This is a genomic window from Euzebyella marina (assembly GCF_003687485.1).
GTDB classification, from domain to species: domain Bacteria; phylum Bacteroidota; class Bacteroidia; order Flavobacteriales; family Flavobacteriaceae; genus Euzebyella; species Euzebyella marina.
In genome coordinates this window covers 549,013-573,131 of sequence record NZ_CP032050.1, presented here as the reverse complement: position 1 = coordinate 573,131, position 24,119 = coordinate 549,013, and the positions used below count along the sequence as shown (strand labels likewise).

Here is a 24,119-nt window from a genome sequence, read left to right as displayed (position 1 = left end):
AGGCAAGTTGATTCTTTTTATAGGTATCTACTACGGGTTTGTTTTAAGCAAGCGATAGCAGCTAGCCACTTGATTACCTGGCAACCCTACCTGAGGCATCGCCACCCATCAACTTTTCAACCTCATCTACGGAAACAAGGTTGGCATCACCCATAATCGTATGTTTCAAACAAGAGGCGGCCACTGCGAAATTCAAGGCATTTTGATCATCTTCCGGATACTTAAGCAACCCATATATCAACCCACCCATAAAAGAATCGCCACCGCCTACGCGATCAACAATGTCGGTAATTTGATACTGTGGAGATTCGTACATATCAGACCCATCGTATAAAACTCCTGCCCACGTATTGTGCGAGGCACTGATAGACCCTCTCAAAGTGGTAATGACTTTTTTCGCTTTTGGAAATTTCTTCATCATTTGCTTACATACCGACAAGAAGGCCTCGGCCTTTACGTCGTGACCATGTTTATGCACGTCAAGACCTTCAGGATGAATACCGAAGTGTTTTTCTGCATCTTCCTCATTACCCAAAATAATATCGCAATACGAGGTCAGTTCAGTCATAATAGCATCTCTATTGCCACCATATTGCCATAACTTAGCTCGGTAATTTAAATCGGTCGATATGGTGATTCCCTTCTCACTGGCAGCTTTCACCGCTTCCAAACAGGCATCGGCTGCACCTTGTGAGATTGCAGGAGTTATGCCCGTCCAGTGAAACCATTGACAATCTTTAAAAACATCGTTCCAATCAATCATACCTGGCTTGATTTCAGCAATAGCCGAATGTGAACGGTCATAGACCACTTTACTACCTCGGCTAACGGCACCCGTTTCTAAAAAGTAAATACCTAAACGATCACCACCGTAGATTATCTTGTCTACCCCTACCCCTCTTTTTCGCATCTCCATCATGGCGCAATCACCAATATCATTTTTGGGCAATCGGGTTACAAAATCTACCGGCACGCCGTAATTGGCCAATGACACGGCTACATTCGATTCGCCACCACCATAAACCACATCAAAGCTATTCGCTTGAGAAAATCTTAAAAATCCGGGAGGTGCCAAACGCAACATTATCTCACCGAAGGTTACTACTTTTTTCATTGATTAATTGAGTTGATATTTTTGTGCACTGTTAAAATAAGTTTCAAATGCCTGGGAAAGAGCATGCTAATCGAAATCGCTAGGCTTACTTGAGTTCGTCCGGCGGACAAACGTCCATATCGCCGTAGTCTAAATTCTCACCTGCCATACCCCATATAAAAGAGTAGTTACTTGTGCCTGATCCAGAGTGAATCGACCATTCAGGCGATAGTACAGCTTGGTTACCTTTCATGAAGATATGTCTCGTATGCTGGGGTTGGCCCATAAAATGGCATACGGTTTGGCCTTCTTCCAAATCAAAATAAAAATAAGCCTCCATACGTCGCTCATGGGTGTGGGCCGGCATGGTATTCCAAACATTACCCTCTACCAATTCGGTAATTCCCATTTGTAATTGGCAAGTTTCAACAATACTATTTACTATCAATTTATTGAGAACCCGCTTATTTGCATATTTGCTATCTCCCAATTGTATCACCTCTGCATTCTCCTTACCCACTTTCTTCGTTGGAAAACTTTGATGGGCAGGAGCTGAATTGATATAGAAAAGAGGAGAACCGCCAGATTTAAAAACAACCTCTTTAGCACCTTTACCTACATATAGGGCTTCCTTTTTATCTAAATCATAAAGGGTACCGTCAACCGATACCTGACCTTTGTCGCCTACATTTACGATACCTAGCTCCCGACGGTCTAAAAAATTCTCCGACTTCAAATAGGGTATGGTCTCTAGTACCAAATCTTTACCAACTGGCTTTGCGCCACCTACTATATACCGATCGTACATAGAATAAGTCAAGTTGATGGTATCATCTTGAAATAAGGTGTCTATCAGAAAATGGTCTCTTAATTCATCGGTCCCGTATTTTTTGGCATCCTCGGGGTGAGAGGCATATCTAAACTCGTAGTTTGTCATTATTTAAAATATTATGTAATCGATTACGCGAAATTAAGGATTTTTATGAATCCGCAAGGATAATCTTTTGATTTTAAACATTTATTAATAATCCATTTGCATATTACAGGTTTTTACCTAAGAATGCAAAATTTAAAGCTATTAGATCATTGATACCTTAGAAAAGGTAGTCATCGACCAATAATCTACTTAATCTGCAGTTAGGCCAAAGCCTTTTTTTGAATGGATTTACTAATTACCAAAAATAGAACACCGCATAAAAGCCATGCAGGAAGTGTTACGAATGATAGAAAGACATCAAACTGCAAAGAGATAAAGTAAAACAGGCCAAAGCTGATGGCCCAGGCAAACAATACGGCCCGATTAAAGCTGATATTACTCTTCTCGGCATAGTTCGTAATCACACCCATTTTCTCCGCAAAAAAGTGCTCAAAAACAATTACTGCGCCCACAGGTGCCAGAATGAACCCGTAAAGGGCCACAAAATCAAGTAATTTCATGGCAAAAGCAGGAAATAGACCCGCTATCGTCGCAACGGCCCCTGCAATTATGGTCACCCAAAAGGTAGAGGTCTTGGGCAATACCGCCTGAAAGGCCAAGCCTGCCCGATAGATGGTCGGGTTAGCGGTCGTCCACCCGGCCAATACCACCGCAAGAATACCGAAAAAGCCCAACGCCCTGTAGGCCAATGGACCGGGAGCAACAGGTGGTGCTTCCCCATTACCTAATAAAACTTGCGCCTCCGGAGTCTGAAGATAGACCGCATACAAAAGTGCGGCCGCGATCCAAGCCATATAGTGACCTACATACATGCCTGCAGCAGTCGTCCACCCAGAGCTGGCTTTTTTGGCAAACCTAAAAACCGAAAGATCGGACATACCCACGTGCATAGCCGCATTGGCAAACCATGACCACAATACTATGTGCCAGAAAGTATATTTAATTTGCCCAGGAAAAGGTTCGGAACCATTGCCCCATATATTCCAAAAATCTGAAAAACTAGATACGTTCAATTCTTGTAAAGAAACCACGGCACAGGCCAAAAATGCCAATACAATTACGGGAGACATCCAATTGGCAGCCTTGGATACAGTGTTGAAACCCCTTGCGGCAATCACGGAGATAACTGCACCGATGGCAATAACTATAACTACCCAAGTAATTCCATTGGGCATGGTATCGGTCAGCTTAGGCATTTCCATATCGAAAGGTATACCCACAGCCGTAGCCGAAATAGTAATCATTGATCCTGCCAGAAAACAAAAAAGTATTCCGTTGGCGAGGTTATAGGCAATTACCAGCTTTTTACCACAGATTTTCTCCAATTGATAATACAGCGTCAATCTATACTTAACAGCTATCTCAGCGGTTAAAAACCGCCAGCTTAAAACCGCCAACAAGTTGCCTATCAAAAGCCCGATAATCAAATCAAAAGCACTTACACCAGTCGTTAAAAAAAGAGGTCCGATAACGAATTCGGTACCCGCAGCATGCTCGCCGGCATACATACCTAAAAAGCTTTTCCAGCTTTTAAGTCTTGATTGAGGTACCGGTTGTCTCTCGAATTCTTCCCCGACAATCTCCTCTATCGCTTCCTCTTCTTGACTGTAAAGTGTCATAAAAACTAGGTTTGGTTGGTTATCAAATGCTGGGGAAGGTCTTCTACTTTTTCGCAACAAAGCTGATCCATCACCTGTTGAAACTGGCGCTTCAACATAGCGATTGTATGATTGCCACCATTATTACCCAAAGCAGCAGCACCGTACATAAAAGATCGCCCCATAAATGTAAATTTTGCACCACTGGCCATCGCACGCGCAATATCTGGCCCTGATCGTAATCCGCTATCGATCATAACCTCAATTTTGTCACCATAATCAGGAACGATATCTTGCAGAGATGCAATCGTTGATTGACCGGCGTCTAATTGCCGCCCACCGTGGTTAGAAACGATAATTCCGTCAAATCCCATTTTAATGGCATCTTCGGTATCTTGTTGACTGGCAACACCTTTTAAGACCAATTTACCTTTCCACCTGTCTCGAATGGGCTTTATCTTTTCAGCATTCAATTTTCCTGAGAAGGTCTTATCCATGAACTGGCCCAATTGCTTTAGATTAAGCCCCTCGGGAGTATAAGGTTTTAATGTCTCGAAGGTTGGTTGACCATGTTTCAAGGTATTAAAGGCCCAAGACGGCTTACCCAAAATCTGCATAATATTTCTAGCCGACATTTTCGGTGGTAAGGCAAGTCCGTTACGAATGTCCCTAGGCCGATACCCAAATGTGGGCACATCGCAAAGCAAGACCAAAACAGGACACCCGGCCGCATGTGCGCGATCGATAATATCGTTTCTCACATGATCTTCAACCGGATTATAGAGCTGAAACCAAGCCTTACCTTCGGTAAGCTCACTTGCCCGCTCAATATTCATGGTGGTAACCGTGCTTAATATAAAAGGAACGTTATGTTTGTGAGCGGCCCTGGCCAAAATTTCAGGGGAATTGGGCCACATGAGTCCTTGAAGACCAACTGGGGAAATACCAAAAGGAGCGTCGAACTCCATACCTAAAACCTTGGTCTTGGTCGAGCTCACACCATAGTTCTGAAGGTATCGTGGCTGTAATTGAACATCACGAATCTCCGCGGTATTTCTTACGATATTTACATCTTCATTGCAACCTCCATCCAAATATTCAAAGGCAAAATTCGGAACCCTTTCCTTGGCTTTTTCACGCAAAGCCTCTACTGATGGGTACTCAGAATTGATTTCACTTTTCATAAGATTCGGATTTAACGGGACTAAAATCTTTCAACCCATAATTATGGGCCAAAAATGCAGGGTCTAATTCAGTTTGTGAGATAACGATGGCCGCTCCTAGAGCGGAACCCAACGAGGCATCGGTAGTTCGTAATTTCATGCTTCGAAGGTAATAAGATAATAGTTTTATGTACACATCATTATCGCTAAACCCGCCGTCTATATAAAGGTCTTCGATATTTTGTTCACCAATTGCAGAGGCAATGCTATCGACTTGTAGCAAGACCAATTCCAGCATCAATTGATGATAGGCATGTTCAAATTGATCGTATGGTATTGAGGTAGTATTGGGTTCATTCTTGCCCACGATGCTCTTCCATTTGAACATAGGCTCGAAATCTTTGTTGATTTCAAAAAAGGTCTCTTCATCAAACTTGACAGTTCTGTGAAAATCGGCAGCTACCCCAAAATATTCTGTAAGCTCTTTTACCTGAAGTTTGTATTCATTGCCCAAGAACAGGCGTGCCACTTTAACCGGGCTACCGTCTATTCTCATATTGTACAAACTTTCTCGTTCGATATCCGCCATAGTTAGCGCCCCTTCTACAAACGGATTGATAGATATGCTCCAAGTACCGGTTGAGACCAACAAAAAAGGATTGGTCAAGCTTCTTACATAGGGCAAAAGGGCCGAAGAGCTATCGTGAATACCAGGACCTACCAAAATTTTCTGCCCATCAAAATCGACCGAAACTGTCTTGTTACTTGCCACTAATGGAGGTAAAAGTTTGTCTACCTTCTCTTTGAGTACCCAATGGTGGTATTCGTTACGTTCAAAATCCCATAAATTGGTATGGCATCCTATGCTGGTGTATTCACTAACAGGTATACCCGTAAACAGATAACTTAAATATTGCGGTAAATGAAGGGAATACTTGATTTCTTTAAAAACCTCCGGCCGTTCTTTTTTTAACCAATAAAGGTGCATTCCGGTATTGAGCATTCCCATACTCAAAGAGCCCGATACCCTCGAGAATTCATCTATAGGCCCATACTTACCATAGAACTCCTCGATAATCTGCTCTTTGATGGGTTTCATGTAGTTATAAAGGGGAGCAATTACCCTTCCCTCACTATTCATATGCACCAAACTGGCCCCATAACACGAGAAGTTCAATGAACGAATGTCGTACTCAGGGTTGGCAAGCATTTTGTCAAAGGTTTCCTTTGCCCAATTTTCCAAAGCTTTTAAGTCTTCGGTAGGATATCCATCCTCATCTTCTATCTCATCAAATCGGGCATATTCCCTATAGATCTCTTTAAAGTCTTCGTTGAAGAGAAAAAACTTCTTATTGGTTCTACCAATATCAAATATTGCGGTTACCTTAATACTCATCTACTTACTTGAATTTACTACAAACCAGAAGCTACGGTATGCCTGCCTCTTTCTTCTATCAAACTTCTTCTAACATCTAATGACCTATATGCCTGAATAGGGTTCAAGGCCCCACCTCTAGCTAGCCGAGCTTGCGCCAATAGAGGCCTCACATCGGTACGGTAGGCATCTTGCAATAGTTCTTGAGCCAACACCACATCGTTGTTCAGCTGTGCTTGTTTCAATTCGTCTTGGTTCACCAATAGTGCTTTGGCATAGGCTTCTTGAATAGCCTCTAGTGATTGAACCAAATCTTCAAGTGGATCTTTCACATTGTGGCTCGCATCGATCATCCAAGCTGGATATGGGTTCTGAGGATTATTTCTCATGCCATAGACCAATTCATTGAAAATCAAGAAAAGTGAGTAAGGTTTCACGCTACCTACGGTACTATCGTCATCGCCGTACTTACTATCGTTAAAATGGAAACCTCCTAACTTACCCTTTAACATCAAGGTCGAAACTATCTGCTCAATATTAGTGTTGGGCAAATGATGGCCCAAGTCGACCAAGGTGTATGCTTTTTCACCACAAGCATTGGCAAGCATAAAAGAAGTGCCCCAATCTTGTATGACCGTACTGTAAAAATTAGGTTCATAGGGTTTGTATTCTATGAACATCTTCCAGTCTTCGGGCAGATTTTTATAAATCTCCTTGAGACTATCTTCTGTATGCTTAAGCGCTGTCTGAAAATTATTTTGGCCCGGAAAGTTCGACCCATCGGCCAACCAAACGGTCAAACTTTTAGAACCGAGTTTCTTTCCAATTTCGACAACCTCTATGTTATGGGCAATTGCTTGCTCTCGAGGAGGTTTATTTACATTGCTTAAAGAACCGAACTTATAGCTCTCTTTCGCATTCTTCTGGTCTTGAAAAGTATTTGAATTTACCGCGTCGAATATAAGGTCGTTTTCTGCAGCCAGCTCTTTAATAGCATTATAGTCCTCAGGAACATCCCACGGAATATGAAGCGAAATTGCACCGGCCGTTTGGGTCAAACTATGAATGACCCCAACATCTTCGATTTTCTGCTCCAATGAAGAAGGTTCACCATAAAACGAAAACCTGCCAAAACGCGTTCCGCCCGCACCAAGTGCCCAACTGGGTATCGCTACCTGAAAGTCGGACAGTTCACTGACCAATTTGTCAACATCAATATTCTTTTGATCAAGACTATTGGCGAGAAAATCAAACTGGTTCAGGTGATTTTCGGCAACCTTCTTATTGACCGATTCTATGTTTTCTTTATTGATCTTCATTTTCGCACTTCTATTTTATCTAACAAAGGCATTGGCCATTCCGCCATCTACATTGATAATGTTCCCTGTACTCTTGTTCAACAAACCAACGAAAGCAAAAACACCATCTGCGATGTCGGAAGGATAGATAATTTCGTTCATCAGGTTTCTTTTGGCATAATGGGCCGGTAGTTCTTCTACAGAAATACCATAGGCTTTGGCACGACCTTCGGCCCAATCACCTTCCCAAATCTTACTACCAACGATTACCCCGTCAGGGTTTACGGTATTCACCCTAATTTTTTCACCACCGAGTTCAGCGGCCAATAATCGAGACATGTGTTGCTGTGCCGCCTTAGCGGTACCATAACCTACGTTGTTCGGACCGGATACCAAACCATTTTTACTGGCGATACTAATGAAATCACCGCCCAAACCTTGAGTACGCATAATTTTCACGGCTTGTTTGGCCAGTTCGAATTGCCCTTTGACCAATACGTCTTGAAGAATGTCCCAATCTTTTTCCGTGGTTTCGGTCAATGGTTTTGAAATAGCCAATCCGGCACTATGAACCACGATATCAACACCTCCGAATTCTAAACAAGCCTTTTTATACGCTTCTTCAATCGACTCTGATTTGGTAACATCGCAAACAGCATAGGCGGCCGTATCGGATTTATAAGTTGCTACCCCTTCTTTCAAGCGTTCTTCGGCAATGTCTGTCAAAACAACATTGGCACCTTCCGCAGCCAACTTGTCGGCAATCGCTTTTCCGATACCTCCGCCGCCTCCGGTAACCAAGGCTACTTTTCTTGAAAGGGGCTGCTCTTTCGGCATACGTTGCAATTTTGCTTCCTCCAGTAACCAGTATTCAATATCGAAAGCCTCTTGTCTTGGCAGCGAGGTATATTCCGTAATTGCTTCGGCACCTCTCATTACATTGATGGCGTTGATATAAAATTCGCTGGCCACCCTAGTGGTCTGCTTGTTTTTGGCAAAGCTGAACATACCGACACCTGGGTAGATTATAATTACAGGGTTGGGGTCTCTCATAGCCGGACTATTGTCCCTTTTACAAGACTCATAATAGTCGGCATATTCTTTTCTATATTGTTCAAAGGCAGGTTCTAACTTTTTAAGAACCGCTTCCGAATCGGAAAGGTCTTCAGAGGTATCAAGCGTAAGTACCAATGGCTGAATTTTTGTACGCAAGAAATGGTCAGGGCAAGATGTGCCCATAGGTGCCAACCTTTCCAAATCATTACTATTAATATATTCCATTACCACATCGGTATCACTAAAGTGACCTATCATTCTATTTTCAGAAGAACACAAGCCCCTCAATAAAGGCATTAACCGTGCAGCCTTTTCTTTACGTTCATCGGCAGGAAGACTTTCTACCTTCTGCCCACCAAAAACCTGACCTTGTTCCTTAATTTTTTTGGCAATGTAATCCGATGCCTTCTCAATTACTTCCAAGCTATTGATGTAGCACTCATACGAGGTATCGCCCCAAGTAAAAAGACCGTGGCTTCCTAAGACAATACCGCGAATACCTGGATTATCGTTCAAACATTTCTCCAACTGAAGACCTAAATCAAACCCAGGTCTTTGCCATGGCACCCAGCCCATGGTATCTCCCCAAATTTCTTTGGTCACCTTTTCACTATCCTTCGCAGCTGCTACTGCAATAAGTGCATCAGGATGCAAGTGGTCGATATGCTTGAATGGCAATAAACCGTGCAAAGGAGTGTCGATGGAGGGAGCCCTACTATCAAGGTCGTAGATACAATGGTTAAAAAGACCGACCATACGATCTTCATCGTGCAAACCTTCATAGACATTTTTAAGGTTACGCAGCCTCTCTGTATAAAGGCCTGCGATACCGGCTCTTGTTAAGGTACCGATGTCGCCACCAGATCCTTTGATCCACATAACCTCGACCTCTTCGTTGGTCAACGGGTCTTTCTCTATGGTCTTACAACTGGTGTTACCGCCCCCATAATTCGTAATGCGCAAATCGGCACCAAGAATGTTGGATCTGTAAAGAAAAAGGGCCACTTGATCATCGCCCAGCTCTATAGCCTTTTTTTCGTCCCATAGATAGTTTACGTGTTGAAATGTCTTTTGCATATCGTGTGTCTTGTAGTTACTTATTGTTTTAACACTTTGACCAAAAATACATATTACATTTCCTGTGAGTATCCTGTGCTGCCCTGTTAGCTTCAAAAAAATTAAAAGAGGCCATAAACTTATGGCCTTGCCTCAAATTTTGATTACTTTTAGAACCTACAAAAATGAAAGCCGTTTATAAACATTCAGGGGGTTTAAAACGTTGAACCCTCGCCTATAAACTTAGTTTTTGAAGACCCGATGTCAAAAACCCTGAACATAAAAATAAACGAAGCCTCACGTATACCGAAATACATGCAGGTAGTCGATTCGATAATGGATAATATTGCTATGGGCGATCTTCCCATTGGCAGTAAAATACCATCTATCAACGAACTTAGTGAAGACCTTCTTTTATCGAGGGACACCATTGAAAAGGCCTACCGCCAACTCAAGGTTCAAAAGACCATTACCGCCGTTAAGGGCAAGGGCTATTACATTGCAAAGACCGATTTAATCTCGAAGATCAATGTCTTCTTTCTGGTGAATAAGCCCAGTTCTTATAAAATGCGTATCTACAATTCTTTTGTAAACGGCCTCGGGGTGAATGGCCATGTGAATCTGTTCATTTACCATTGCGAAGAATCACTTTTCACCCATTACATAGAGCGTAACCTAGGGGCTTATGATTATTATGTAATAATGCCCCATTTTAAAGATGAAAATCTGAACCACGCCTCGGCCACCGATAAAGTCAAGGATGTTTTAAATAAAATTCCTAAGAACAAACTGATTGTTTTAGACAATTCACAGATTGAAATCAAGGGTGAATACGCTGCTCTTTATCAAGACTTTGAAAATGACATTTATGAAGCCTTGTTGGAAGGGAGAGAGCGTCTAAAGAAATATGATAAACTGATATTGGTGTACCCTGAAAAAAAGGTATACCCGTATCCGCGTAGAATTCTAAGGGGCTTTCAAAAGTTCTGTGGCGAACAAGGTTTCGAATTTGAAATCTTAGGAGAAATCTATGAAGACATGGAGCTTCAAAGTCGAGATGCCTACGTGATCATCGAAGAGTCTGACTTAGTAAATTTGGTTCGGCAGGTGCGAAAGAAAAACCTAACCCTAGGTGAAGATATTGGCATCATATCCTACAATGAAACCCCTTTAAAAGAACTTCTTGGTATAACGGTCATTAGTACCGATTTTAATGCAATGGGAGAAACTGCCGCATATATGGTGCTAAAAAATAAGAAAGAGCGGGTTAAAAATGTGTTTCGTTACATAGAACGAAATTCGGTGTAAAAAATTGATTGTCACGCTTGTCCGTTAAGGAGAACATTGTATTTTTAGCACTCCTAACCCCACACAATGAGATTACGCATACTTCCGGTAATTCTGCTTGCCGGACTATTTACCTTTTCCTGTTCTACCAATTCGAATAAAAAACCTGTTCTATATGCCGTGGGAGATTCTACGGTAAAAAATGGCCAAGGCGATGGAGCCGGAGGGCTTTGGGGATGGGGAGAATTTATTAATCAATTTTTGGACAGTACCAAAATAAAGGTTGAAAATCACGCCTTGGGTGGCACAAGTAGCAGAACATATCAAGACAAAGGCCTTTGGGATTCGGTTTACAACAAATTGAACAAAGGTGACTTTGTTCTTATACAATTTGGCCACAACGATAATGGCCCTATCAATGACGACTTTAGGGCACGGGGCACCATCAAAGGTATTGGTGAAGAATCTGAGGAAATCGATAATATTCTCACAGGAAAGCATGAAACCGTTCGCAGCTATGGATGGTACATTCGTCGATTGATCAAAGATGCCAAAAGCAAAGGGGCCGTGCCGATTGTGCTTTCTCCTATTCCCAGAAATAAGTGGGAAAACCAAAAAGTACTTAGAAACGACCAATCGTATGGCCTTTGGGCCAAGCAGGTGGCCGAACAGGAAGGCGCTACATTTATCGACTTGAACGACCAAATGGCCCTAAAAATGGAAGAAATTGGGGAGCAAGGCACCACTGGCAACCATTTTTTCGAAAGGGACCATACCCATACCTCGGCCAGAGGTGCAGTTCTGGCTGCTTCGATTATAGTCAATGAAATAAGAAATGAAGATTCAGGTCTTGAAGATTATCTAATCGACTACCCCCAAATAACACTTCCCAAAAAGAAAAACCTTTTTCTTATCGGTGATTCGACCATGGCCGATAATGGCAATGAAAATGCCGTAGGTTGGGGCATACCTTTTACTAGGTTTATCGACACTACAAGATTGAACTATTTTAATAGTGCCCTTGGCGGAAGAAGCAGCCGAACTTTTATTACCGAAGGACACTGGAACGAGATACTTCAAAAACTTCAGCCTGAAGATTACGTACTCATTCAGTTCGGGCACAATGATGCCGGAAATATCGATAAAGAAAAATACCGTGGCTCACTTAGCGGAACAGGGTTTGAAACCCAAGACGTCGTTCGTAACGATACCCTAACCGAAACGGTGCATACATTCGGCCAATATCTGAGAAAAATGGTTATTGAAACAAAAGAAAAAGGTGCATTACCAATTATTCTAAGCCTGACCCCTAGAAATGAATGGCCCGATGGGCAAGTAGAACAAAGACAAGAAACCTACATTAAATGGTCTGAAGAAATAGCTACTGAAGAAGAAGTACCCTTTATAGACCTTAGTAATCAGATTGCGAAGAAATATGAAGAACTCGGTGAGGAAAATGTTCAGAAGTTCTTTCCTAAAGACCACACCCATACGAATTTAGATGGCGCCCTTTTCAATGCCCAGGTCGCGGCAGAGGCCTTAAAGAATTATAAGGGTTCAGGTCTCAGAGATTATATTTTTTATTAGGATAAAGACTCAGGATTACTCCATAAAAAAGACTTCCCTTAACGAGGTTTCCACAGGAGAATTGTCATCATTGGTCTCCATAATATCTGCCATATAAGCCCACCATTTTTTAACAATGGGGTCGTTAGGAATTTTCGACGGCTCGAAACCATCTTCCAATTTTTGAAAGGCGAACAAAGTCAAGGTCTGTTCATCAAGAAATATCGAGTATTCATGAATACCCGAATCTGACAATAACTTTGATAACTCAGGCCAAATCTCGTCATGTCTTTTTTTGTATTCGGCCTCGAACCCTGGCTTCAATTTCATGGTAAAAGCGTTTCTAATCATTTGACACCTTTTTTATATTAAAAAATGAAGGCAAAAGCACCCAACAGCTATGATCAAGTACTCTTGCCTTGATGTTTTAAAAAACTAAAATCGACTCTTACTTCTCCCCGAATATGGGTCCATCAGTTTTGATTTCGCTGTCATAAAATTGAATGGCACTATCATTCAATTTAGGATAACTGTTTTGAAGAAGCGCAATCATTTCGGCTCCTGCTAACAGAACCGGCCCGTAGCCATGGGCCGCATAAACGTTTACCGGCCTATAATAATAAAAAGCGGGATCAAAGCCCATACCGGTACCAACACAAGTACCTTCAACCTGCCCCTTACCGTTCACTTTTTCAGTAATTGCATTCCAGGCCAACGTTACCGAAGGCCCATAAGCTTTACCATCAACATAACCTCTATTGATAGATCTGGCAATGGCATAGGTATAAATAGCGCTTGCCGAAGTTTCAAGATATGAATCATTGCGGTCGAGCAACTGATGCCACAACCCTTTACCTGATTGTAATCGGGTCAACCCTTCGATATGTTTTTTCAGCAAATCGAGAACCTCAGACCTACCCTTATGGTTTTCTGGCAGAACCTCTAAAAGTTCGACCATGGTCATAATGGCCCACCCATTGGCGCGGCCCCAATAAAACTCTGGGTGCTGCTCAGAGTCTACGATATAGGCATGCATAAACAACCCTTTTTCTTCATTGAACATGCGTTGAGCGAATTGTAGCACTTGTTTAACGGCATCATCAAAGTATTTTGGGTCTTTCGAATAACTGCCCATTTGCGCCAAGGCCGGCACGCTCATAAAAAGATCATCGAGCCAAAGGGAGTTTTTCATAGGTCTATTTCGTGCCAATGTACCGTCTGACAATCTATATTGACCATTAGAAATGTAATCCATAAAATTTCGGATCAAAGGGTCTAAATTCGCCTCCGAGCCATTGGTTTTGGCTTTGATCATGGCCGCGCATACGGCACCAGAATCATCTAACGCGTGCGGGTGTAAAACTCGCTTCATGGGATGTTTTAACTCGGCGTTCTTAGTTTCTAAATCTTCAAAAAAGGGCCGTATGTCAGCCAAAAACTTAAGACGTTCATTGGTATAATCGGCATATTTAGATTCTTCGGTAACCTCACTTGCCAATAACATACCCGCATAGGTAACCCCCCACTCATAACTCGTTAAGCGAAAATCACCTGTTTGAAAAGCGGTTTCTTGATCCTTCTTTATTTTTTTATAGTTGGTTATTACCTCTCCGCTATTCTTATCGATCAGGGCCGGCGGGGTAACCGAATTCAGATAATCATAAATTCGGTCGATGACTTCAACTATCCCTTCTTTGGACGGCACATCGTACGGGGTTTCATAGTCTGGTTGCATTAAATGTAAAGGAGCCGTCATATCATTGGCGGGCTGCTGTGCGCTTACCTCTTGAGATATTAATAAAATGGTGCCCATTGCTAATATTGATAAGCACGTTCTAATCTTTGGGCCCTTAAAGCAGGATTCAATGTAATTTTTCATGAATTGCAGTAGTGAGTTTTGTTGAGAAAATTTTTATTGGATAACCTCTACATTCAAAGTATGTGAATTGTCCAAATTAGGAATGTAGAGTAATCGATTACAATAATATGGGTTATTTTCATTTTCTGTATCGGAAACCACTAATTTTTCATTATTCACCATCACCGTTTTTGGCTTTTCATTCAAATGTACCTTTACATTATAGGTGATGTCACTTGTATCAAACTTACCTTCGGAAGGGTCAATTTGAATAACTGTACGGTCTTGCTTACTTTCTGCTTTAATTAAAGTAGTGGCAAAATCACCTTCGGTATATTTCATGCTTTTTCCATCGTCATGATAAAGCTCGAAAGCACTATCACCTCCGATAAAAACTTCCAAATCATAAGAGTTGATTTCTTTTTCCCCTACATAATTTATCAGTTCTTGTTTTGGCAATATTCCACCAGCTTTAACAAAGAGAGGCATTTTATCCAAAGGGCAGAGAACGCTTATAAACTTTTTGCCCGAAAAGGTGTTCCCTGTCCAATAATCGACCCAATTGCCTTCGGGCAAATAGACCGTTCTAGTTTGCGCTCCCTTAGTAGTTACAGGGCAGACCATAAGATTGTCACCAAGCATATACTGGTCGGTAATTTCGTAGACATTGGGGTCCTTTTGGTAATCTAGAACCAAGGCCCTCATGAGGGGTTGGCCTGTTGAATGATTTTGATACAAAGTACTATATAAATAAGGCATCAACTCATACCTGAGTTCATCGTATTTCTTAAATATGCTTTGCGCTTCTTCCCCGTAGTTCCATGGTTCTTTATAGTTGGGGTGCTCCATACCGAACAAATGCGCGATGGGGCTCATTAAACCGAATTGGCACCAACGAATATAAAGTTCAGGGTCGGCGACATGTTCAAAACCTCCCATACAATGGGCCCAATTACCCACTCCTGAAAGACCAATATTCAAGCCAGCCTTAATTACGGGTTCAAAATATTGCCATTCACTAGGCCAATCACCAGCGAAAATGTAGGGGTAACGCTGAATACCGGCATAACCTTCGCGTGTTTGGTTCATGCCCCTCATCTTGTTATGTTCGGCAAATTTTTCATAGGGTGCCTTTGCATAAGCAATAGGAAAAAGATTATGCAGCGCATTTATCTCCTTCCCTTGCGGACCAGTTTTTTCGCTTTCATTTGCCTTATGCCCAAAAGCACTGCCTTCATCGGTCTTCAAGAACATCGCACCTTGATCGGCCACTCTTTTCACGCCGTTCTTCCACCACCAATCAACTGATTTCTCATCAAAGAAATTAACGAACTCGCCTAGGTTGTTCGGCTCAGGATAAACGTACCCTTTACGCCGGGCCTCATCGAGCAACCTTAATTCCTTACCATTGTCAAATCTCGGTCGTAAATGAAGACCTACCATATTAAGATTTAGCGCATAGAGGTCATTGAACATTTCCTCCGGATTTTTAAACGTTTCCCTCCATTCGAATGATGTAGCGCCCGTACCTCCATTTTCTCCGAAAATTCGCCAAGTTGAATCTAGATGTAATACGTCTAGCGGTATGTTCAAATCCCTAAATTTTTGAGCCAAAGCAACCACATAATCGGTAGAGGTTTCTTCTTCATGACCCCATGTGCCCCCACTATAAGTACCCACATGCAGCCCCATCGCAAACTTGGGTAACATTGGGGCTTTACCAGTGATGTCTGTATACGCATCTAAAATAGAACTGAAGTCTGGCCCGTACATAAAATAGTAGTCTAGCTCGCCCCCTTCAGCTGAAAAGGAGTAGGTTTCTGGGTTACTATGGCCCATATTCCAATTTGTAGGGTTGGCATTATGAAGAAAAATGCCGTAACCACGGGTACTCATAAAAAAGGGTACGGGTGAATAATTGGCCTGTAACACATCATAGGCGCCCACAATATGAGGCCTACCTTGACCGCGGCCAACATTCAGTCGCAGCGCTTTACCCCGTCTATCCAAAAAATCCATCCGTTCTCCAAAACCGAAGAAGTGCTCATCAGGAAAAAGCTTTTTTGTGACGTTCACCGTGTCTTTATTCTTAGAGGAACCGAAGATTTTGTCTTGTTCCGCTTCGCTGGTCAAAACCTTGCCTTCTTTGTCACTAATAGTTACGAAAAAGGGGGTTTTATGTACTAAAATGTTTAAACTATCAGTGCTATAACTGATAGTCGCTTCTGATTCTTTGGCAGTATATATGACTTCGGGCCAGTCGTACTTCACCACCATCCATGGTTCATTCTCGGAGAAATCACCATCCCAACTTGACCTTATTCTGACCAAACTTGGGGTACAAAATTCTAACTGTACTTTAGCTTCATCCGTGGCGAAGACTATCTTATTCCCATTTTCGGAATCAACCTTCTGAAAATTCCCCAAGCCCGTTTGGGCGTGGGCTTGAACGATGTTCATTAAAAGGGCCATAAAAAGACCCAATCGTAACATTCTCATATAACTGTTTTACTACATTACCGATGTTCCCGCATCTTCATTGAAATCTAAAAAGCTCAAAAACCGAGCTCATCAAATTTGTAGTCTTGTAGAAATCCTTTGTATATTTTCAAATCGAAATTCAAAAATAGCAATAGAACAAGGGTGCGGCATCCTGTAGTATACTGCCCTATTTTAGGGGCTTGCAGTACAGCACAGGATGGTGGTGAAAAATACCGGTCTTATTTTAGGGCACTCTCATTTATCAAATAGCGGGAAAACACCATGCAAGAACATAAATTGAACAGATTATTTGCGCAATCGATTACTTTATTTGGATGTATACTATTCATGTCTTCCTCCGCCATTGCCCAAAATCAATCTACAGAACCGTGGCCCGAGCTTACCCGAACACACAAACCTTGGACTCGCTGGTGGTGGATGGGCAATGCAGTTGATGAACCCAATATTAAAGCCCAACTCGAAGAAATGTCAAAGGCCGGGCTAGGCGGGGTGGAAATTCAGCCTATTTACGGAGTCAAAGGGGAAGAAAAAAACTATTTGAAGTATCTGTCTTCCGAATGGTTAAACGCCCTGGATTACACCATCAAAACTGCAGGAGAGAACAACATGGGAGTGGATATGACGCTTGGTACTGGATGGCCCTATGGCGGCCCTCAAGTAACGCAAGAAGACGCAGCGACCAAATTAATTATCGACACCTTGCATCTTTCTAAAGGTGAAAAAATCGATATGGAACTTCTTCCCAAAAATGAAAAAGATAGAGGTGCCTCTCGTCCCATTGAAATCTTAGCTTTTGATAATTCGGGCCATTATGAAAATCTGACATCCTTGGCTAAAGACGGCCATTTGAAATGGAAAACCAAACGCAAGGATTACAAGCTTTACCTGTTCTACGAAGCAAAAACGGGGCAACAAGTAAAGCGTGCCGCCCCTGGTGGAGCTGGCTTGACCGTAGACCACTACTCAAAATTGGCCTTTCAAAATTATGTGAAACCTTTTAATGAAGCTTTCTCAACGCATGGCAAAAACCTTCGCACCATTTTCAATGATAGTTATGAGGTGTATGGTACCGATTTTACTCCTAGATTTTTTAAGGAGTTTCAAGAACGTAGAGGCTACGATTTAAGACCTTATATTCAGCAACTTTTGAGTGGTAATAACGAAACCGCGAATAGACTGCGTAGCGATTACCGAGAGACATTATCAGACTTACTATTGACGCAATTTGACCGGCCATGGACCGAATGGGCCAATGAAAAAGGTTTTCTTACGCGTTTACAGGCTCATGGCTCTCCGGGCAATCTCATCGACATGTACGCGTCGGCCGATATACCCGAATGTGAAACTTTTGGTTCAATGCCCTATGAAATTGAGGGTTTACGAAGGGAGGAAGAAGATATAAGGCAGGGCGATGCTGATGCGGTCATGCTCAAATTTTCTTCTTCAGCCGCCCACATTTCAGGTAAACAGCTAACCTCGTCAGAAACATTTACCTGGTTACGAGACCATTTTAAAACTGCTTTATCACAAACTAAACCAGAAGCCGAAGATTTACTTTTAAATGGTATCAACCATATCTTTCTTCACGGTGCTACTTATTCACCAGATCGAGCCGAATGGCCCGGTTGGAAATTCTATGCCTCGGTCAACTTTAACCCGAATAATACTATTTGGCAAGACGCTTCTGAATTATTCTCTTATATCGCGAACTGCCAAAGTCTTTTACAATCGGGGCAACCTGATAATGATGTTTTGCTTTATTGGCCGATACATGATGTTTGGCATGAGTTCCACAACGGGTCCCTCTTTTTTCAATTCAAAATACACTCGTTAGATGAATGGTTATTGAAAACCCCATTTTACCAAACCAATCAAGAGTTTATAAAAAAAGGGATTTCAACCGATTTTATCAGCGATCGATTTATAGAAGAAGCTAAAGTCATAAATGGAGAAATCGTGCTTCCAGGAGGAACCTATAAGAGCCTTGTGGTACCTCCTATTGAACATATGCCTTTTGCTACACTCGAAAAGTTGATTTCGCTAAAAGAAGAAGGGGCCTCGATTATTTTTCAAGATTTGCCGTCGACCGTTCCGGGTTTTTTCGAGTTTGAAAAAAGATGTGAAATGCTAAAAGCCTTGATGTCCGAAAATAAACTGAAACCAACCACCGATCTTTGGGAAGATTTAAAAATGGCAGGGGTCAAACACGAAAACTTGGTAAAATCAGGACTCAAATTTATCAAACGAAAAGTTGAGGGTGAGCAACTGTACTTTTTGGTGAACCATACTGCCCAAAATATTGATGACTACATTCCCATTACAGCGGAGGCAAAAGAAGTCATTATTCTAGACCCACTTACAAAGACTTTTGGAAAAGCAGCCACTCAAAAGCAAGGTGAACAGACCTTGGTAAAAGTTCAGATACCGTCAGGGGGGTCGCTATTTTTAAAATCGGGGAAGGAAAGTAATATGCCCACGTGGAATTATTCGAAACCCATCGAAACTGAATATCCGTTAGAAGGCGAATGGACTTTGTCATTTATTAGCGGAGGACCGCAGCTGCCCAAGACAACGAAAATTAATCAATTGAAATCATGGACAGTACTCTCAAAGGAAGCCGAGTACTTTTCTGGTACCGCGAAATATGAGATAGATTTTGAAAACCCCGACGAACAGATAAATCATTGGAGACTTCATCTCGGCGATGTTCGGGAAAGTGCCAAAGTTTGGCTCAATGAAGAATATTTGGGCGCGCTTTGGTCTAACCCCTTTCAAATAGATATTGACACTCTTAAAAAAGGGAGAAATTCCATTAAGATAGAAGTGACCAATCTTCCGGCAAATAGAATTCGTGCAAAGGAACTTCGAGGAGAAGAATGGAAAATTTTTCACGAAATCAACATGGTCAACAAAGATTATAAAGAGTTCGATGCCACAAAGTGGCAACCAATGCCGTCGGGCCTTTTGAACACACCAACCTTACAACCCTTACAACTCGATAACAACTAACTATAGCATAATGAAAAGAGTATTATCATCACTACTGGCCTTATTTGCATTAGCAATGGTTCAAGCACAAACTTTTGACCGTGAACAAGTTCTTAAAAACATGGAATTGGCCAATGCCTATTTCATGCAAAAATGGCCAGATGTGGGCAAGACCATTGTTACGAACAAAGAACGTCCGAGTAATATATGGACGCGCGCCGTTTACTACGAAGGGCTAATGGCACTTTACGGAATCTGGCCAAAGGAAGAGTATTACCAATACGCATACGACTGGGCCGAATTTCATAACTGGAGCTTTCGCTATGGCACGGCCAACCGAAATGCCGATGATTACTGCGCCGCCCAAACCTACATAGACCTCTATAACCTAGAGCCCGATTCGAAAAAATTAAAGGCCACCAGATCCACGCTAAATATGCTTTTAAACACCCCGCAAGTTGATGATTGGTGGTGGATAGATGCCATACAAATGGGTATGCCCGTATTTGCCAAAATGGGTGTTCTTGAGAACGACGAGCGGTACTATGAAAAAATGTATGAAATGTATATGTTCACGAGAAACGAGCATGGCGAGAAAGGGCTTTTTAATGCTGAGGACGGTCTATGGTGGCGTGATGCAGATTTTGACCCACCTTATACCGAACCTAACGGTGAAGATTCGTATTGGAGCCGCGGTAACGGATGGGTAATTGGCGCTTTAGCAAAGGTATTGAGCATTATACCGGAAAGCGCTCCTCATAGAGACCAGTACATCGATGACTTTAAAACTATGGCCAAGGCACTGATTCCCATTCAAAGAAAAGACGGTTTTTGGAACGTAAGCTTGCATGACCCTAAAAACTTTGGTGGCAAAGAACTGTCGGGCACGGCACTTTTCACCTTTGCCATGGCCTACGGCGTAAATAATGAAATTCTGGATAGGGACACCTACCTGCCGGTCATTAAAAAAGCATGGGAGGCCATGATAAAAGACGGGCTTCACAACAACGGCTTTCTGGGTTATTTACAGTCCACCGGAAAAGAGCCCAAAGATGGTCAGCCACTATCTTATGACAAGGTACCCGATTTTGAAGATTACGGTCTCGGGTGTTTTCTTTTGGCCGGTAGTGAAATCTATAAAATGAAGTAGAATCTTTGTCCGATTCGAATATTTAAATTTTTGTTATACCCGCCCTTAAAAAACTTGCATTGCTTTTCTAGATGTATTTTTGTTCCCTCAAGATTAAAATTTTCCTGATGGATAACGGATTACCGCGTTTGCTTTATAAGTATTTTTTGGAAATGGGTATGAACGAAAGTTCTGCCGCCTACCTGAACATGTTCGTGTTATTATTGGCGGCCCTGATTCTTGCATGGTTTTTAGACATGGTTATCTGGAAGCTTCTGCGTTCCGTTTCTTTAAGGTTGGCCCGAAAATCAAAGACCAATTTCGATAACTTTTTAGTCGCCAATAAAGTACCCAGATATGTAGCACATATTTTACCCTTGGCCATACTATTTGAAATCGTGCCTTTTGCTATGGTCGATTTTGAATATGCAGGCACTATCGTCTTCAAATTGTTGCGCATACTCTTTGTATTTCTAACACTCTTTACCGTCAAAAGCATATTTAGAAGTATCAACGACTACTTGAAAACAAAGCCTAGGTTTCGTGATAAACCGATGGATAGCTACATACAGGTTTTTATGATTTTCGCCTGGTTTGTAGGTGTGCTCACCATTATAGCCATTATAACAGAAGTAGAGTTTATCAAATTCTTCACCGCATTGGGTGCGGGTTCTGCTGTTATACTTTTAATTTTTAAAGATTCCATTCTTGGTTTGGTGGCGAGTATACAAGTTAGTATCAATGATATGGTTCGAATCGGCGACTGGATTACTTTTGAAAAATATGGGGCCGACGGAGATGTAATTGAAATAACCCTTGCTACGGTAAAGGTTCAAAATTTCGACAAGACTATAACCACCATTCCTACCTATTCATTGATATCGGATTCGTTCAAAAATTGGCGCGGCATGCAAGAATCGGGAGGCAGGCGAATTAAGAGGGCCCTGATCATCAGCCAGAAAAGCATTCGCTTCTTAACTAGTGAAGACATAGAAGCCTTGAAGAAGATTCAACTTATAGAACCCTACCTCAACACCCGAAGTGAACAGATAAACGCGCACAACGATTCGAACAACATCGACAAAAGCTTGGCAATCAACGGAAGAACTCTTACCAACATTGGTGTTTTTAGAAAGTATGTAAATGACTATCTTCAAAACCACCCGGCGGTCAACAAAGGCATGACCCTTATGGTGCGCCAATTGGCACCTACGACACAGGGTATTCCTTTAGAAATATATGTCTTTAGCAGCGACAAACGCTGGGAGAATTATGAATACATTATGGCCGATATTTTTGATCATTTGATGTCTGCACTGCCATTTTTCGATTTAGAACTGTATGAGTTTCCGCTCTCATTTCCACCTATACCACAAACTTGAACCGAGAACTATGAAAAAGCTCCGTCACACATTACCCTTCTTAGCGATACTCCTTTTGTTAAACGTCAAAGCCCAAGAGACTATTAATCTTTGGCCTAAAGGAGCACCTGACGCTATTGAAGACACTTCCTTTAAAGAAGAAGTGCAGTACGATAGTCAAGGTAAGATTCGGGGTTACAGCAAAATTTCTAAACCCGAGTTAAGTATCTATCTGGCAGATGAGCAAAATAATTCTGGTACAGCTGTCATTATCTGCCCCGGTGGTGGCTATTCACATTTGGCCATCGAAAAAGAAGGTCATAAAGTAGCACGTTGGTTCAATACCTTAGGTATTTCGGCATTTGTTCTTAAATACCGCATGCCTAACGATCGAACGATGAAAAATAAATCGGTCGGTCCGCTGCAAGATGCACAAGAAGCTATGAGAATGGTACGTTCGAAAGAAAAAGAATGGAAAATCAAGCCAGATAGAATAGGCATTATGGGCTTTTCTGCAGGAGGTCATTTGGCTTCCACTCTATCCACCCACTACAACGACCAGGTATATACTTCAAACTATACGGCAAGTGCCCGACCTGACTTCTCTATCTTGGTTTACCCTGTCATTTCCATGGATGAGAACATCACCCACATGGGTTCTCGTACCAATCTATTGGGAGAAAATGCCAATGCAGAAGACCTTCAGAAGTATTCGAACGAGAAACAGGTAAATAAACAAACACCACCCACATTTCTAATTCATACCACGGTCGATAAAGCGGTGCCGGTAGAGAACAGTATTAACTACTATTTGGCTCTTAAAAACAATGAAGTGGATGCCGAAATGCACCTATATGAAAAAGGAAGGCACGGTATGGGTCTTGGCGTTGTGGGTACCAACCAGTATTGGCCTGACGATTTGGAGCATTGGCTTCGGGCCCATGAATATATTGTCAAAAAGGAAATCTACCTATTCTCTTATTTTAAGGGAAATGGAGAAGACGGTCTCCATTTTGCGCAAAGTGACGACGGCCTTAAGTGGAAAACGCTAAAGAACGACCAATCGTTCTTAACACCTTTAGTAGGTAAAGATTCCCTAATGCGAGATCCTTGTATAATTAAAGGAGGGGACAATAAGTACCACATGGTCTGGACAGTTAGTTGGACGGACCGTGGAATTGGCTATGCTCATTCAGATGATTTGATCAATTGGTCTGAGCAGCAGTTCATTCCCGTGATGGCCCATGAACCTAAAGCCAGAAATACATGGGCTCCGGAAATTACTTATGATTCCGACACCAAAACATATATGATTTATTGGGCCAGTACCATTGAAGGGAAATTTCCGGAAACCCAATCAAAAGAAGAAAGCGGCTATAACCATCGCATGTACTATGTAACCACAAAAGATTTTAAAAATTTTAGCGATACCCAACTCCTGTATGAACCCGGTTTTAATGTCATTGATTCCAGCATTAAAAAGCATGGGGACCAATTCGTGATGTTTTTAAAGGATGAAACCCGAGAGCCTGCGGAAAAGAACATAAAAATTGCCTATGCCAATAAGCTTACAGGCCCTTATAGTGCTGCTAGCAAACCCATAACTGGAAATTATTGGGCAGAAGGCCCCACCGCTGCCATGGTAGACGGGCATTGGGTAGTGTATTTTGACAAATACATAGACCACCAATACGGTGCGGTACGCTCTAAAGATTTAAAAGAATGGGAAGATATCAGCGACCAAATCAGCTTTCCGGAAGGTACCCGCCACGGCACCGTTTTAAAAGTACCTCAAAGTGTTGTGGAAAAGTTGGGGAGGGAGTGATACTCATTGGCAAGAAAATCTTCTCTA

At 42.1% G+C, this 24,119-nt stretch carries 16 protein-coding genes; 6 read left to right on the top strand and 10 right to left on the bottom strand.

The window, feature by feature from the left end:
* Positions 1–73: 73 nt before the first annotated feature.
* The 7 genes from D1013_RS02365 to D1013_RS02335 all read right to left on the bottom strand — a co-directional run bounded on the left by D1013_RS02365 (position 74) and on the right by D1013_RS02335 (position 9,597).
* A complete protein-coding gene (locus D1013_RS02365) occupies positions 74–1,114 on the bottom strand; it encodes a sugar kinase (protein WP_121847361.1) in 1,041 nt (346 codons plus the stop codon).
* Between the two features lie 85 nt (positions 1,115–1,199).
* A complete protein-coding gene (gene kduI, locus D1013_RS02360; protein ID WP_121847360.1) occupies positions 1,200–2,030 on the bottom strand; it encodes a 5-dehydro-4-deoxy-D-glucuronate isomerase in 831 nt (276 codons plus the stop codon).
* Positions 2,031–2,230: 200 nt separating this feature from the next.
* Entirely contained in the window at positions 2,231–3,649 is a 1,419-nt protein-coding gene (locus D1013_RS02355) for a purine-cytosine permease family protein (protein WP_121847359.1), read from the bottom strand.
* 5 nt (positions 3,650–3,654) lie between these two features.
* Positions 3,655–4,812 carry an alpha-hydroxy acid oxidase gene (locus D1013_RS02350; RefSeq protein WP_121847358.1) on the bottom strand — a complete coding sequence of 386 codons (1,158 nt, stop codon included), beginning with the start codon at positions 4,810–4,812 and terminating at the stop codon, positions 3,655–3,657.
* A complete protein-coding gene (locus D1013_RS02345; protein ID WP_121847357.1) occupies positions 4,802–6,187 on the bottom strand; it encodes an FGGY-family carbohydrate kinase in 1,386 nt (461 codons plus the stop codon). The genes D1013_RS02350 and D1013_RS02345 overlap by 11 nt, the downstream gene beginning before the upstream one ends.
* Positions 6,188–6,204: 17 nt before the next feature.
* Positions 6,205–7,485, bottom strand: a complete 1,281-nt coding sequence (locus tag D1013_RS02340) for a sugar isomerase (protein WP_121847356.1) — start codon at positions 7,483–7,485, stop codon at positions 6,205–6,207.
* A 15-nt stretch (positions 7,486–7,500) separates the two neighbouring features.
* Entirely contained in the window at positions 7,501–9,597 is a 2,097-nt protein-coding gene (locus tag D1013_RS02335; protein ID WP_121847355.1) for a bifunctional aldolase/short-chain dehydrogenase, read from the bottom strand.
* A gap of 240 nt (positions 9,598–9,837) precedes the next feature.
* On the opposite strand from D1013_RS02335, the gene D1013_RS02330 reads away from it, so the two are divergent.
* Positions 9,838–10,884: a GntR family transcriptional regulator gene (locus D1013_RS02330; RefSeq protein WP_121847354.1), complete on the top strand. Its 1,047-nt coding sequence runs from the start codon at positions 9,838–9,840 to the stop codon at positions 10,882–10,884.
* Between the two features lie 66 nt (positions 10,885–10,950).
* Positions 10,951–12,450, top strand: coding sequence for a rhamnogalacturonan acetylesterase (locus D1013_RS02325; RefSeq protein WP_121847353.1), 1,500 nt, complete (start codon positions 10,951–10,953; stop codon positions 12,448–12,450).
* A gap of 15 nt (positions 12,451–12,465) precedes the next feature.
* Here the strand turns inward: D1013_RS02325 and rhaM are convergent, their stop codons facing one another.
* The 3 genes from rhaM to D1013_RS02310 all read right to left on the bottom strand — a co-directional run bounded on the left by rhaM (position 12,466) and on the right by D1013_RS02310 (position 16,786).
* Positions 12,466–12,780, bottom strand: a complete 315-nt coding sequence (gene rhaM, locus D1013_RS02320) for an L-rhamnose mutarotase (protein WP_121847352.1) — start codon at positions 12,778–12,780, stop codon at positions 12,466–12,468.
* A gap of 97 nt (positions 12,781–12,877) precedes the next feature.
* Positions 12,878–14,242, bottom strand: a complete 1,365-nt coding sequence (locus tag D1013_RS02315) for a glycoside hydrolase family 88/105 protein (RefSeq protein WP_121847351.1) — start codon at positions 14,240–14,242, stop codon at positions 12,878–12,880.
* A 99-nt stretch (positions 14,243–14,341) separates the two neighbouring features.
* Positions 14,342–16,786, bottom strand: a complete 2,445-nt coding sequence (locus D1013_RS02310; RefSeq protein WP_121847350.1) for a glycoside hydrolase family 31 protein — start codon at positions 16,784–16,786, stop codon at positions 14,342–14,344.
* A 264-nt stretch (positions 16,787–17,050) separates the two neighbouring features.
* Between D1013_RS02310 and D1013_RS02305 the strand changes: the two genes are divergently transcribed.
* The 4 genes from D1013_RS02305 (at position 17,051) to D1013_RS02290 (ending at position 24,092) form a co-directional block, all read left to right on the top strand.
* Complete coding sequence (locus D1013_RS02305; RefSeq protein WP_121847349.1) at positions 17,051–19,798, top strand: glycosyl hydrolase; 2,748 nt, start codon at positions 17,051–17,053, stop codon at positions 19,796–19,798.
* Positions 19,799–19,808: 10 nt separating this feature from the next.
* The gene (locus D1013_RS02300; protein WP_121847348.1) at positions 19,809–20,927 is read left to right on the top strand and encodes a glycoside hydrolase family 88/105 protein; all 1,119 of its coding nucleotides are present in this window, start codon (positions 19,809–19,811) and stop codon (positions 20,925–20,927) included.
* A gap of 107 nt (positions 20,928–21,034) precedes the next feature.
* Positions 21,035–22,288, top strand: coding sequence for a mechanosensitive ion channel family protein (locus D1013_RS02295; RefSeq protein ID WP_121847347.1), 1,254 nt, complete (start codon positions 21,035–21,037; stop codon positions 22,286–22,288).
* 10 nt (positions 22,289–22,298) lie between these two features.
* Positions 22,299–24,092 (top strand): prolyl oligopeptidase family serine peptidase, encoded by a 1,794-nt coding sequence (locus D1013_RS02290; RefSeq protein ID WP_121847346.1) that lies wholly within the window; start codon positions 22,299–22,301, stop codon positions 24,090–24,092.
* Positions 24,093–24,119 lie beyond the last annotated feature (27 nt).

Excerpts from the sequence above, each read along its gene's own strand:
- D1013_RS02365 (WP_121847361.1), bottom strand. The coding sequence starts at position 1,114 with ATGAAAAAAGTAGTAACCTTCGGTGAGATAATGTTGCGTTTGGCACCT.
- kduI (WP_121847360.1), bottom strand. The coding sequence starts at position 2,030 with ATGACAAACTACGAGTTTAGATATGCCTCTCACCCCGAGGATGCCAAA.
- D1013_RS02355 (WP_121847359.1), bottom strand. The coding sequence starts at position 3,649 with ATGACACTTTACAGTCAAGAAGAGGAAGCGATAGAGGAGATTGTCGGG.
- D1013_RS02350 (WP_121847358.1), bottom strand. The coding sequence starts at position 4,812 with ATGAAAAGTGAAATCAATTCTGAGTACCCATCAGTAGAGGCTTTGCGT.
- D1013_RS02345 (WP_121847357.1), bottom strand. The coding sequence starts at position 6,187 with ATGAGTATTAAGGTAACCGCAATATTTGATATTGGTAGAACCAATAAG.
- D1013_RS02340 (WP_121847356.1), bottom strand. The coding sequence starts at position 7,485 with ATGAAGATCAATAAAGAAAACATAGAATCGGTCAATAAGAAGGTTGCC.
- D1013_RS02335 (WP_121847355.1), bottom strand. The coding sequence starts at position 9,597 with ATGCAAAAGACATTTCAACACGTAAACTATCTATGGGACGAAAAAAAG.
- D1013_RS02330 (WP_121847354.1), top strand. The coding sequence starts at position 9,838 with ATGTCAAAAACCCTGAACATAAAAATAAACGAAGCCTCACGTATACCG.
- D1013_RS02325 (WP_121847353.1), top strand. The coding sequence starts at position 10,951 with ATGAGATTACGCATACTTCCGGTAATTCTGCTTGCCGGACTATTTACC.
- rhaM (WP_121847352.1), bottom strand. The coding sequence starts at position 12,780 with ATGATTAGAAACGCTTTTACCATGAAATTGAAGCCAGGGTTCGAGGCC.
- D1013_RS02315 (WP_121847351.1), bottom strand. The coding sequence starts at position 14,242 with ATGGGCACCATTTTATTAATATCTCAAGAGGTAAGCGCACAGCAGCCC.
- D1013_RS02310 (WP_121847350.1), bottom strand. The coding sequence starts at position 16,786 with ATGAGAATGTTACGATTGGGTCTTTTTATGGCCCTTTTAATGAACATC.
- D1013_RS02305 (WP_121847349.1), top strand. The coding sequence starts at position 17,051 with ATGCAAGAACATAAATTGAACAGATTATTTGCGCAATCGATTACTTTA.
- D1013_RS02300 (WP_121847348.1), top strand. The coding sequence starts at position 19,809 with ATGAAAAGAGTATTATCATCACTACTGGCCTTATTTGCATTAGCAATG.
- D1013_RS02295 (WP_121847347.1), top strand. The coding sequence starts at position 21,035 with ATGGATAACGGATTACCGCGTTTGCTTTATAAGTATTTTTTGGAAATG.
- D1013_RS02290 (WP_121847346.1), top strand. The coding sequence starts at position 22,299 with ATGAAAAAGCTCCGTCACACATTACCCTTCTTAGCGATACTCCTTTTG.